We start from the raw sequence: 12539 nt of genomic DNA, 5'->3' as shown, positions 1-12539 counted from the left end.
CAGTGGCTGTGCGGGTCGCACGTAACGGCGGCCAGCATGCAGAGATGACCACACCCCCCACGCCCGTCCCGCCTTCGGTTTCGACGGCCGGTCCCGCGACCGCTCCGGGTCTGGACCGCGACGAGGTACGCCACTTCCACGAGCGCGGCTACCTCGGCCCCTACAGCGCACTGTCGCCGGCCGAGATGGCAGCGATCCGGCAGCGAATCGACAGCGAGGTGGTTCCGACCCCCGGCCCGAACCCGAAGAACCCGTTGCAGTCACGACACCTCGACCATCGGCTCGTCCACGACCTCATCACCCGGCCCGAGATTCTCGGCAGGCTGCGCACACTGGTCGGGAACGACCTCGTGGTGTGGGCGAGCTACTTCTTCACCAAGGACCCCGGCGGCAAGGAGATCCCCTGGCACCAGGACGCCAACTACTGGCCCCTCGAGCCGCCGCTGAACCTGTCCATGTGGATGGCGATCGACGAGGTGACCACGGAGAACTCCTGCGTCCGCGTCATTCCCGGCTCCCATCGCCTGGTCGTCCCCCACGTGCCGGCGCGCGACGGGGTGGCTTTCGGGCAGGAGGCCGATCCGGCGTACGTCGACGAGACCGCCGCGGTGGACATGGTGCTGCACCCCGGGCAGTTCTTCCTCTTCAACGAGCGCCTTCTTCACCAGTCGCACCGGAACACCTCGAACGCGCGGCGAATGGGGCTGTCGGCGCGTTACACGCTGCCGTTCGTCGCCCTGCTCGACCAGGACGCGCCTCCGCTGTTTCCCGGGCATGCCTGTGTGGTGGTCAGTGGCGAGGACGCGTTCGGCCTGAACCGCACGACGAGTCCTCCACCCCGTACGGCGTGACAGGCACGGGCGCAGCGTCGACACACGATCGGTTGCCGGTCAGCCTGCCTGCGGGCGGGTGCCGCGAAAGACGTGCGCCTACCGTTCTGGGGCGTGTACCAGGTGGGCCTCCTGCCGGACGTCACCGGTGCCGAACGTCGGTGGGGTGAAGGTGCTCTCGATCGTCCTCGTCTGCCCGTCCCGGCCGGCGTCGATCGCCCTGATCATGACCTCCAGCGCGTGGTACGCGTGTTCGGGCGTGATCGCCGGGGCGACGTCGTTGTCGATGCAGTCGACCAGGTGCCGAAGACCGTCGGTCCAGGGCCACCGCGGGTCGCGGTCAGCGTGGATCTTCCACGCGCCGACGTCGTTCTGCCACAGTTCGTATCCCGCGGGCGCCCAGTCGTCGCCCATCATCTGGACCGTGCCCTTGCTGCCGTAGACCTCGATCGCGGGTCCGCGGTAGGCCTGCATCGAGAACCCCGTCGTGATGGACGCGAAGGTCGCGTCGCCGAAGTCGAGCATGATCTGGAAGTTGTCCTCGACCTCCACCTTGATGAGTTCCTCGTCGACCACCCGCTCCGGCGTCGCGGTACCCGCCATCGCGGTCACCCGCTGCACCGGACCGAGCCACCCCGTCAGCGAGGTGACGTTGTAGACGCCGAGGTCGAACAGCGGTCCTCCCCCGGAGCGGTAGAACCACTGCCCCCACCATGGCCCCGCCCATCCGTAGCGTGCCCGGGCGAGATGCACCCGGCCGATGTCGCCGCGGGCGATGTGCCGCCCCATGTCCTGGTAGGTGGGGCTCAGGATCACCGCCGGCGCGCAGACCAGGTGGCCGCGACTCTCCTTCGCGGCCTCGACCAGCTTCGCGGCCTCGTCGAGGGTCACCGCCATGGGCTTCTCGACCAGGACGTGCTTGCCGGCCTCCAGCGCGGCCAGGGCCAGCGGCCCGTGTTCGGGCATCGAGGTGAGGATCAGTACGGCGTCGACGTCCGGGGATTCGATGACCTCCCGCGGGTCGGTGGTGACCCACGGGATGTCGTGCCTCTCGCCGGTCGCCCGGGCGCGCTCGGCGTCGACGTCACACGCGGCGACCGTGCGGACGCGGCCGCGTTCACGCAGTTCACGGGCCAGGCTCATGTAGGGCCCGTTCATCACGCTGCCACAGCCGATGAACCCGATGGTGACCGGACGGCCCACGGCCATCTCCCTTGTTCGTGCGTACGTGGACGAGCCCCAAGGCTAGGGGTTGCCGACCCCACTATGCGCGGAGGTAGAACTGCTCCGGACCGGCCGGAGCCGGATCCGGATACAGCGAGCCTTCGGGGACGGGCTCGGGGACGTTCCGGACCTTGTTCTGCACGATTGAGTAACGACCGGCGATCAGAACCGTGCCGATCGTGTAGAACTCCGCCGCGGAGATGCGAAGGATCTCCGCGAACAACCGGCGGCGTTCCTTCTCGTCCATGGTGATCTTGATGGTGTCGTACAGCTTCATCTGGTGGAGCGGCGCGGCCGGCGGCTTCTCGCCACTCGCTCCGCCGGTCGCGTACCAGTCGGCCCACTGCCGGGCGTAGTAGCAACGTCCGCCGACCGGGAAGAACCAGCCCGGATCGAGAATCGCGTCCCGCAGGCCGTTCTCCGCACTGTAGAGAACCGCGTCGTGTTCGTTGGCGAAGAGCCGTTTCCAGAACAGCGGCCCACCCTGCGCCTGCACCCGCAACTGGACGCCGACGGCCTTCCAGTAGTTCTGCACCAGTTCGGCGGTGGCCGGGTAGGTGGGGTCGAAGCCGGTCGGCAGCTCCACCGTGAACGCGACCCGCCGCCCGTCCGGGCGCAGCCGCCAGCCGGCCTCGTCCCGTCGGGTGAGACCGGCACGGTCCAGACGGCGGTTCGCCTCCGCCACGTCGTACTTCGTGTACTGCGTGGCCAGCTTCTCGTCGTGGAAGTCCGACTCCGGCCGGGGTGCGGACTGGTACGGCTTGCCCTGTCGCTGGTGCACCGCCTTGATCAGTTCGACACGGTTGACGGCGTACGACAGGCCGATGCGGAAGTCCTTGTTCTGGAAGAGCTTCCGGGTCGCGGGGTCCTTGTGGGTGAGGTTGAGGCAGAACACCCCGTTGTTGATGTCGGAGGTCAGCTGGTCGATCATCCGGAAGTCGCCCTTGTCGGTGCTCCGCGCGAAGACCGGCTTGTTGGACGGGGTCAGGATGTCGGTAGAGGGCAGCGTGTACTCCCCGTTGCTCACCTTGAGCACCGCCGTCTCCGGGCTGGTGACGACCTCGACGACCACCTCGTCCAGGTAGGGCAACTGGCGGCCGTTGGGATCGGTCTTCCAGTAGTACGGATTGCGCTTCGCGACCAGCCGGTCCTTCGTCAACGGCGTCGCGACGACCCACGGCAGCAGCACGGGCAGGTCGGGGTTCTGCCAGATCGCCAGGCCCGACGTGCCGTCACCTCCCTTGCCGAAGTACAGCTGGTTCCAGTCGGTGAGCCGCGCCTGCTTCACCAGCTTGTTCAGGTCCGGGTTGTACTTCTTGTGGAACTGCCGCAGGTAGTGCTTGGGCGAGGCCGCGAGGATGTTGCCCTCGGGACTCGCCAGGCGCTCGAGGAAGAAGGCGTGCGGCTCAGCGAAGGAAAACCTGCAGGTGACGTCGTCCACCTTGGTGAAACGGGCGGGCTTGCCACCGGGCGCCAGCCACTCTGGGAAGACCGGGAAGAGATCCTTGTCGGAAAGCACGTCGGAGAAGGCGAACGCGATGTCGTCGGCGGTGAACGGATGGCCGTCGGACCACCGCATGCCCCTACGCAGATGGAAGACGTACTCCCGCCCGTCCGCGTCGACCTCCCACGTCACGATGTTCGGGATCACTCCGGAGAAGTCAGATGCCCAGCGCACCAACGGGTCGTAGCCGATGTTCTCGTACACCGACGAGCCGTCGATCCCCTGGATGAACGTCTTCCACGTACCGGCCTCCTGGACCGGCTTGAGGACGAGCGGGCGTGCGGGCAACCGGTCCTTGACAGCCGGCAGCTTGCCCGCCTTCACCTGTGTGGCAAGGCCGGGAGCTTCCTTTCCCTTACCGCCCGCGGCTTTTCCCTTGGGCTGGTTGGTGGGATCGGTGCTCAACAGGTCGCAGCCGGCCAGCGACGTCGCCGCGAGTGCAGCACCGCCGGCCGATCGGAGCAGGTCTCGTCTGGTGAGGTGTCGTTGCTGGTCGCCCATTGGAATCCAGCCCCCGTCGTCGGGTCCGCGGCAGCACGTCGGATCGACACAGCCTGATCAGGTCCCGGCCGGATGTCAACGAAACGGGACGAACGAGGGCAAAGGCGGTCGTTTCGGTGGGAGGTTTCGGTGGTGCGTTGCCGACCGCGGACCACTGCGGATTGGTGTCCGACCTGCGCGGGAAGAAGCCCGGCATGACGTCTCGATCCGACGCCGACGGTCCGCGCATCGTCGTGGGCTTCGACGGCTCGGACTACTCACGGCTGGCGCTGGAGTGGGCGGCCCGCGAAGCCAGGACACACGGTGCACGCATGGAGGTCATCTGCGCGTGGGAGCCGGTGACCCGGGTGGCACCGCCGTTCTTCGTCTACGCCGACGAGGAGTTCGAGCCCGAGGCACAGACGATCCTCGACTCCGCCGTCGCCGGACTGGGCACCGAAGGTCAGGTGGACGTTGAGCGCAAGGCCGTGATGGCCCACCCGGCGGCTGCGTTGATCGACGCCTCGCGGGGCGCGGACCTCGTGGTGGTGGGATCCCGGGGCCACGGCGGCGTAGCAGGGACGCTGCTCGGATCGGTCAGCCAGCGGGTGGCCATGCACGCACACTGCCCAGTGGTGATCGTTCGAACCGGTGGTTGAGCGGGCCTCAGCCTTCGCCGAGCCGGGTCAGTTGCTCCTCGGACAGCTTCAACTGCAGCGCACCGAGGGACTCCCCCAGTTGGGCGAGCGAACTCGCACTGAACAGCGGCAGGATCGACGGTGTACCGGCGAGCATCCAGGCCAGCACCACCTGGTTGGGCGTCGCGCCGAGTTCGTCGGCTACCTCCTCCAGTACCGCCAGGCGGCCGGCGCTCGCCGGGTGGGCGTACGGCAGCGGGATCGGCCGGTCGGATCGGCCGCTGTAGGCGCCGCCCAGCAGCGGGGAGTAGGCCACCAGGGCCAGGTCCGGCTCGGTCCGCGCGTAGTCGAGGAGTTCCTCACCGAGGATCGGCATGAACTCGTCGTGGAAACCCGGCCTGGGCTGCAGGTAGGTGTGGCGTTGCTGGACCCAGGTGTACGACGGGAGCCCTGCGTGTGTGGCGATCTGGCGTGCTCGCTCCACCCGCCAGGCCGGCTCGTTGCTGACGCCGAGCGCCTTCGCCTTGCCGGCTTGGACGATCTCGCCGAAGGCTCCGACGGTCTCCTCCAGCGGCACGGACCGGTCCTCGTGATGTGAGTAGTACAGATCGACGTGGTCCAGCCCGAGCCGGCGCAGGCTCACCTCGATCTGCTCCCGGATGATGCTCGCGGACAGCCCCTCGCGGTTCTCCGGGAAGTCACCGCGACCAGGACCGGTGATCGGCCGGGCGCCCACCTTCGTGGCGACCACGATCCGGTCCCGTCCGGCGCCCGAGGCGAGACCACGGCTGCGCAGCCACCGGCCGAGCAGCTCCTCGCTCTCGTGGCCCTGCCCGTCGCCCTCCCAGAACTGGTAGCAGTTCGCCGTGTCGAGGAAGGTGCCGCCGGCCTCCACGAACCGGTCGAGGATCTCGAACGACGTCCGCTCGTCGACCCTGGTTCCGAACATCATCGTGCCCAGGCACAACTGGCTGACGTCGAGTCCACCTACGTTTCTGTACTCCATGCGCTTCACCGTATGGACGATCGGCGGGGCCGAGCAGACCAATCACAACCGGCGGTCTCGGACCAATCCGCGCTCCGTACATCGCCTACTACGTCGAGGCCACCGAGAAGAGCTGACCGTGCGGGCCGGGGCTCCTGCGCCTCGGTCCGGGGCGCCGCGACACAATAGCGAGCATGACTGCGTACTGGATCAGCATCTACCGGGAGATCCTCGACGAGGACAAGCTCGCGGCCTACGCCGAGCTCGCCGGGCCGGCGCTCACCGAGGCGGGTGGCACGTTCGTCGCCCGCGGCCTCCCCGAGAAGGTCTACGAGGCCGGCGAGAAGACTCGGACCGTAGTGATCAAGTTCGACTCGATCGAGGCCGCCGAGGCCGCGCACGACAGCCCGGCGTACCAGAAGGCGCTGGCGGCGCTGGACGGCGGCGCGGTCCGCGAGATCCGGCTGGTCCCCGGGACCGACTGAGCCGGGTCGACCGAGCCAGGTCGACTGGGCCGGAACCAGCTCAGCCGACCTGCTCGGCACGTATGTCGAGGTTCCACCCGCCACGCCTCCGGGGCTGGGGAGCGCGCAACGCGACCCGCCACAGCGCGGGTCCCCAGACCCATCGCAGCCGCCGGTCGTCGAGATCGATCCGCTCCACGGACGGCGTACCGAAGTCCCTGACCTCGTACTCGATCCGCAATGCGCGGCCAGGCGTCGGCACCCGGATGGCTCCGCTGTCCAGCTCCGGCTCGGCCGATGTGATCAGGTGCAGGGTCATCGATTCCGGGTCGTGGTCGAGCTCCCACTCGTCGTGCCAGCGAACGTGCGCGGCCTCTCCGCGTTCGAACGTCACCTGCCGCGAGAACCGGACCAGCCCGGCGTCCTTCGGATAGGCGCCGGCGAGGTCGAGGCGTACGTCGACCCGATCGTCACCCAGGTCGGCCGTCACGTCACGGGCACAAAACTCATTCCCGGGCCGCTGCTCGTGCCCGTCGACGTTCGGGACATTGTGGTAGTCGCTGCGCATCGTCCAGATCTCGTACCGCCGCGGCCCGAAGTGCTGGCGGGTGTACTGCGCGACGCCGGCGTCGACCAGCGCCGGATGCCCGTCGACCGCGACCAGCACGGTGCCGACGTCGTTGTGGTTGTGGCTCTCGCCGTTGTGCCCGCCCTTCACCGACACGAACAGCCCGCCGACCTGCCCACCGGTCTCGCGGGCGGTCAGCAGCTGGGTCTGCGGCCACCACGCCTGCAAGGTCAGCGGAGCGGGAGTGGCCGACGCCGGCGCCTGTGCCCACTCGGGGTCGGCCAGCGCGAACAGCGAACGGCCGAGGCTGAGCCGCGGCAGCGTGACCGCTCCCTCACCACGCATGTAGCGAGCATGGGCAACGACCTCGTCGTCGCCCGTACGACGCCCGAACAGGTGGAGCACGTGCGGCTCGACGGTGTCGGCGGCCTCGGTGCGCGCTGGTCCGTCACCGACGTTGACGTACCAGTCGTCGGCGATGTGGACGCGGTGCGGGTACCGGGCCATCTCGCGCACCTTCGGGACGGCGTACCCGTCGAGCGCGCCGCCGGTGGCGTCGTACAACTGCTCCAGGCACTCCGACAACGAGGCTCCGGCCCGCCACCAGTACATCTGCCCCTCGTCGCACCCGCCGTCGTCGGGATAGTCGGACACGAAGACGTCGAGCCCTTCGAGCACCCGGCTCACGGTCGTCACGATGTCCTCGCGGTCCTGGTCGAGGAGCAGCGAACAGGTGAGCACGTTGGAGTTGATCCACGGGTTCCAGTTGTTCACCGGGCCTGAACGCCCGAACCACGTCCACGTGTCGTCCGTACGCTGCGGGACCAGGATCCGCCGGCGTACCTCCTCGACGATGCGGGGCCGGACCAGCGGTGACCGTTCGTCCAATCGCGAGCCGAGAACGTGCAGCGTCCACGCCAGCAGGGCGCCGGTCTCGGCCGCGAACAGGTCCAGAAACGGACGCGCCGGGTCGGGCAGCCGAGGACCTTCCTCACGCGCGGAGAAGTCGTGTGCGGGCACGCACCACGTCGTCTCCTCCAGCAGCAGCCACACGCCGTCGAGCACGTCGTCGTGCCAGTTCGGGTCGTCGGTCAGGCAGGCCGCCAGAGCCGAGGCGACCGTACGCCTGCGCCGGCCGAAGTAGCGGTCCTCGTATCTCGTCCGGTTGCCGGTCTCGACGAAGTCCCGCCATCCGCGGGCCGTGAGCACCGGCCATTCCTGCGTACGGAACTCGTCCGCCCGCGTCAGGATGGCCTGGCGGGTCGGCGCGTCCACCGCGTCCCAGAAGTCTCGGTCGGACACGTCGGGGACGGGGCGCCACTGTCCGGGCGCCGGCAGGACCTCGGCGAGAAGCCCGGTGTCGTTGAAGTCCGCCAGGGACTCCGGCGCCGATCCGCCGGAACGCCGCGGTCGAGAGGACGGCGACTGCTGCACGAGGAACCTCCTGGCTGGCTGGTGCGGACTCGATTCCATCCGCCACGACGGCGATGCCGACGAGGCGCGATCCTTCCAGTACCCACCCAACACCGGTATGGGTACGGTGACCCTGTCCGTGACAGGTTCCGGAAGGGAACGAGGCCGACTCATGACTGCCGAGCGCGCGATCACGAGACTCCCTCGCAAGGTCGTGGTCGGCACGACGATCTTCGGTGGCGGCCGGGCATACCCCGGACTGGCCGAGCGCGCACGTGAGCTCAGTGCACTCGTGGACCGGATGGCCGTTCAGGCAAAGGAGTCCTGGGACGGGAACGGCCTGGATCTCGCGGTTCTGCCGGAGACTGTGCTCACCCCGGACGCCGAGCTTCCCGCGGACCGGTCCATCGGGATGGACGACGAGGTGATCGACGTGCTGCGTGCGGTCGCGCGGCGGCACCACACGTACGTGATCGTCCCGTTGGACCTTCGCGACCCCGGCCCCTCCCCCGCGACTCCGGCGTACTCCAACGCAGCCGTGTTGCTGGACCGGTACGGCGAGGTCGCGGGCACCTACCGCAAGGCGCATCCGGTCGGCGTACGTCCCGCCGAGACGCTCGAGGGCGGCATCGTGCCGGGGCGGGACGTCCCGGTGTTCGAATGCGACTTCGGCAGGCTCGGGATCCAGATCTGCTGGGACGTGGTGTACGACGACGGCTGGGCCGAGCTTGCCCGTCGTGGTGCCGAGATCGTCGCCTGGCCGAGCGCTTCCCCGGCGACCATCCTCCCGGCCGCGCACGCCGCCCGGCATCGCTACCACATCGTGTCGAGTACGCCGCGCGACAACGCCACCGTCTACGAGCCCACGGGGATGGTGGCGAGCAGGATCACCGAGGCCGGCTCCGTGCTGGTCCATCAGCTCGACCTCAGCCACGTCCTGCTCGGCTGGTCGCCGGCGCTGCGGGAAGGTGCGGCGCTGCGGGAGAAGTACGGCGACCGGGTGGGCTTCCACTACGACGCATGCGAGGACGTCGGCCTGTTCTGGTCCAACGATCCGAACCTCGGCGTCGACGAGATGATCGGCACGCTCGGCCTGGAGCCGATCGACGCCCAGATCGCGCGTAACCTCGCCCAACGCTCCGGCGCAGTGGACGCCGCTCCTGCGCCGACGCGAACCTAGACCTTTCGTACGCACCCATCCTCTGAACGCGCTCCCGCCTGTCTCCTGTGACCATTCGTCCGATGCCGGCATACCCGGAGCCGAGAAGCGGCGCGACTGCTTCCGGTGATGGCCAGCTCCCTTGACGCGCGCTGGGACGACGTGTCGACTGGTCTGTGGTCAGTTCAATCTCCCCACGGGGCCTTTACGGCGCGGGAAGGATCGACATGGCCGAACAGCGTGGAAGCCTGGCGCGGGTGGCATTCGCGTCCGGGATCGGCTCCTGCCTCGAGTGGTACGACTTCACATCGGCGACCGCATCGGGCGAAGGTACGTGCTGATCCTCACGTTGCTGCTGGTCGGCGGCGCCACGTTCTTGATCGGTTTCCTTCCGTCGTACGCCACCATGGGTGTGGCCGCCCCGGTCCTCCTTGTCTTGTTGAGACTCGTACAGGGTTTCGGGGCAGGTGCGGAGTACAGCGGTGCGGTCATCTACGCGGTCGAGCACGCGCCACCGAACCGCCGCGGCTGGTTCGGGAGCTGGTCACCGATGGGCGTCTCGCTCGGCACACTCATGGCGGCCGGGGTGTTTGCGCTGGTGTCGTTGCTGCCCGAGGACGACTTCCTGTCGTGGGGCTGGCGAATCCCCTTTTGGCTGAGCATCGTGCTCGTCGCGGTCGGCATGTACCTTCGCCTGCACCTGGCGGAGACGCCCGTGTTCAACCAGGCCAGGCAGCGCCGCGACGTGCTTCGAATGCCGATCAGGCACGCGCTGGCTACCCAGCCGCGCAGCTTCGTGGTGGTCATCGGCGCGCGGTTCGCGGAGAACGGTCTCGGCTACCTGTTCCCCACCTGGAGCATCAGTTACCTCAGCGGACAGCTGGACTATTCGAAGACCACCGCACTCGTGGCGGTCACCATCGCGACCTGTGCGCAGTTCGTCATGGTGCCGGTGTGGTCGCTGTTGTCCGACCGGATCGGTCGGCGGCCGGTTTACGCGGGGGCGGCCGCCTTCTGCGTACTCTTCGCGTTCCCGTACTTCCTGCTGCTCAACACCAAGAGCACACCGTTGGTGATCCTTGCAATGGCCGCCGCGGTCGGGATCGGAGTCGCGGGAATGTTCGGTCCGCAGGCGGCGTACTTCACCGAACTGTTCGGACCGCGGGTCCGCTACAGCGGCTTCGCGTTCGCGCGCGAACTCGGCTCCATCCTCGCCGGTGGGCCCGCGCCCTTCCTGGCAAGCCTGCTTCTGGTGTGGGCTGGGGGCGCCCCGTGGGCGGTCGCCGGCTACATGGCGGTGCTGGCTGCAATCTCCGTGGCCGCTGTCCTGTGGGGTCCGGAGACCTACAAGAACGACATCCTCGCCGAACCGGACCAAGGTTCGTCCAGGGCGCAACCCGAGGTTGCCAGAGGCCGCGCATGACGACGCCTGAACCGTACGGCGGTGGCCGTGAGCCGTTCCGGTTGTTGCCTATCAAACAGGTTCAGGTCTACCGCGAGATCTTCACCCAGCTCGACCGGTTGGTCAGCGGCTCGAACCCCGGCACCCGCCTCCTACCTGAACGCGAACTGGCTGAGCAGCTCCAGGTCAGCCGGGTGTCGATCCGCGAAGCCCTACGAGCCCTGGAGAGTATGGGAAAGGTCGAGATCCGGCGAAACTCGGGCACGTACGTCGTGGATCCCGACGGCACGCTTCCGGTGGAGTATCTCCTTGCCGGAGCCGAGCCCGGAGTCGCGACACTCCGCTCGCTGACGGAGGCTCGTGCGGCCATCGAAACCAGGTTGGTGCAGACCGTCTGTCGTCAGGTCGCGCCGGATCTTCGCCCGGCGAGGGAGTTCCTGACCCGCGCCGCGCGGGAGTTGTCCGGCGAGGACACCGACCAGGGAAGCCTCGACCTGAGGTTCGAGGCGATCCTCGGACGCGCAGCCGGTAGCCCGGTGCTCGTCCGTGTACAGAAGTGGATTCATCAGGCGTGGATCACCGCATGGGGCGACTACGGCGTCGCTCCCGGAGACCGTCGTTCGCTGCACGCCGAGCACGTCGCGATCCTCGACGCACTTGAACGCGGCGACGTCGCCCTCGCGGTCAGCCAGATGGACGCACATGTCGACCGTCACATCAACGAACGCACGCACCCGGACGAGGGAGGGTAGCCAGATGACGACCCGACATGAGAACCGGAACACACGGGCCGCACGCCTCAGCGCCGACGACGTTGCGCGGTACCACGAAGAGGGTTACATCGCCGTCGACAACGTACTCACCGACGAGGAGGTGGCGGAGCTCCAGCGTGTCACCGACAGCTTCGTCGAACAGTCGCGCCAGGTGACTGAGCACACCGACGTCTTCGACCTCGAGCCCGGCCACACGCCCGAGCAGCCACGGCTTCGTCGATTGAAGTCGCCGGACAAGCATCACGCGGCTTACGACCGGGTGCTCCGCAACGACCGAGTCCTCGACATCGTCAGCCAGTTGATAGGACCCGGGATTCGTTACAAGACGACGAAGCTCAACCTCAAGTCGCCGGAGTACGGCAGCCCGGTTGAGTGGCACCAGGACTGGGCGTTCTACCCGCATACCAATGATGATCTGCTGGCCGTCGGCGTGGCGATCGACGACATGATGCTGGAGAACGGCTGCCTCATGGTAGTTCCGGGCTCGCACAAGGGGCCGGTGCTCGATCACCACCGGGACGGATACTTCGCTGGCGCGGTGTCGCCGGACGGCCTGTCCGAGAGGGCCGTACCCATCGAGCTGCGCGCCGGCGGCATCTCTCTCCACCACGCCCGGCTGCTGCACGGCTCGGCGCCCAACACCTCCCCGCGTCCGCGTCGGCTGCTGCTGTTCGAGTACGCCGCTGCGGACGCGTGGCCGCTGACCGGTGGCATCGAATGGGACGACTTCAACGCTCACCTCCTACGAGGTGACGTAGTCCTGCAGCCACGGCTGGAGGACGTTCCGGTGCGGATTCCGCTACCCACCCACGAACGCGAAGGATCCATCTACGAGGTGCAGAGCATCGTCGCTGACCGCGGCTTCGGCTCCACCTGACGGTCCTCAGATCAGGCAAGCCTGACTGTTCCCAGAACCTTCCGCCGATGCTGGTTGTCGACTTGGTGTCGTCAGGTGCGGAGGCCAGTTCGCTCCCAAAACCTCGACCTCACTAGTTCGTCATACATCAGAGCGGACTGTTCAGGTCGACAGCAAGTCGATGCAGACGCACCAAGAGGCCGGGCAAGCGCTCCGGAGCGTGCCGCTCATGGAAGCGCACGA

At 68.0% G+C, this 12539-nt stretch carries 11 protein-coding genes; 7 read left to right on the top strand and 4 right to left on the bottom strand.

Features of this window, described 5'->3' with window-relative positions; genetic code table 11:
- Nucleotides 1-44: 44 nt before the first annotated feature.
- The gene (locus ABZV93_RS27965) at nt 45-851 is read left to right on the top strand and encodes a phytanoyl-CoA dioxygenase family protein (RefSeq protein WP_354941783.1); all 807 of its coding nucleotides are present in this window, start codon (nt 45-47) and stop codon (nt 849-851) included.
- A 78-nt stretch (nt 852-929) separates the two neighbouring features.
- Here ABZV93_RS27965 and ABZV93_RS27960 read toward each other — a convergent pair whose 3' ends face one another.
- The gene (locus tag ABZV93_RS27960) at nt 930-2033 is read right to left on the bottom strand and encodes a Gfo/Idh/MocA family oxidoreductase (protein WP_354941781.1); all 1104 of its coding nucleotides are present in this window, start codon (nt 2031-2033) and stop codon (nt 930-932) included.
- A 61-nt stretch (nt 2034-2094) separates the two neighbouring features.
- Nucleotides 2095-4059, bottom strand: coding sequence for an ABC transporter substrate-binding protein (locus tag ABZV93_RS27955; RefSeq protein ID WP_354941779.1), 1965 nt, complete (start codon nt 4057-4059; stop codon nt 2095-2097).
- 194 nt (nt 4060-4253) lie between these two features.
- Between ABZV93_RS27955 and ABZV93_RS27950 the strand changes: the two genes are divergently transcribed.
- A complete protein-coding gene (locus ABZV93_RS27950) occupies nt 4254-4697 on the top strand; it encodes a universal stress protein (RefSeq protein ID WP_354941777.1) in 444 nt (147 codons plus the stop codon).
- A gap of 7 nt (nt 4698-4704) precedes the next feature.
- Here ABZV93_RS27950 and ABZV93_RS27945 read toward each other — a convergent pair whose 3' ends face one another.
- Nucleotides 4705-5682: an aldo/keto reductase gene (locus tag ABZV93_RS27945; protein ID WP_354941775.1), complete on the bottom strand. Its 978-nt coding sequence runs from the start codon at nt 5680-5682 to the stop codon at nt 4705-4707.
- 173 nt (nt 5683-5855) lie between these two features.
- Here ABZV93_RS27945 and ABZV93_RS27940 point away from each other — a divergent pair, with 173 nt between their 5' ends.
- Complete coding sequence (locus ABZV93_RS27940) at nt 5856-6146, top strand: DUF1330 domain-containing protein (protein ID WP_354941773.1); 291 nt, start codon at nt 5856-5858, stop codon at nt 6144-6146.
- A 40-nt stretch (nt 6147-6186) separates the two neighbouring features.
- On the opposite strand, the gene ABZV93_RS27935 is transcribed toward ABZV93_RS27940, so the two are convergent.
- The gene (locus tag ABZV93_RS27935) at nt 6187-8127 is read right to left on the bottom strand and encodes a heparinase II/III family protein (protein ID WP_354941771.1); all 1941 of its coding nucleotides are present in this window, start codon (nt 8125-8127) and stop codon (nt 6187-6189) included.
- Nucleotides 8128-8278: 151 nt separating this feature from the next.
- Here ABZV93_RS27935 and ABZV93_RS27930 point away from each other — a divergent pair, with 151 nt between their 5' ends.
- From ABZV93_RS27930 to ABZV93_RS27915, 4 genes are all read left to right on the top strand, one after another.
- Nucleotides 8279-9286, top strand: a complete 1008-nt coding sequence (locus ABZV93_RS27930) for a carbon-nitrogen hydrolase family protein (RefSeq protein WP_354941769.1) — start codon at nt 8279-8281, stop codon at nt 9284-9286.
- A gap of 271 nt (nt 9287-9557) precedes the next feature.
- Nucleotides 9558-10688, top strand: a complete 1131-nt coding sequence (locus tag ABZV93_RS27925) for an MFS transporter (protein ID WP_354941767.1) — start codon at nt 9558-9560, stop codon at nt 10686-10688.
- Complete coding sequence (locus ABZV93_RS27920) at nt 10685-11419, top strand: FCD domain-containing protein (RefSeq protein ID WP_354941765.1); 735 nt, start codon at nt 10685-10687, stop codon at nt 11417-11419. Before ABZV93_RS27925 ends, ABZV93_RS27920 begins: the two co-directional genes overlap by 4 nt.
- A 4-nt stretch (nt 11420-11423) precedes the next feature.
- Complete coding sequence (locus ABZV93_RS27915) at nt 11424-12317, top strand: phytanoyl-CoA dioxygenase family protein (RefSeq protein WP_354941763.1); 894 nt, start codon at nt 11424-11426, stop codon at nt 12315-12317.
- Nucleotides 12318-12539: the final 222 nt, after the last annotated feature.

The sequence above is a fragment of the Actinopolymorpha sp. NPDC004070 genome, from assembly GCF_040610475.1.
Classification (GTDB): Bacteria; Actinomycetota; Actinomycetes; order Propionibacteriales; family Actinopolymorphaceae; genus Actinopolymorpha.
This window is presented reverse-complemented; position numbering and strand designations above follow the sequence as displayed.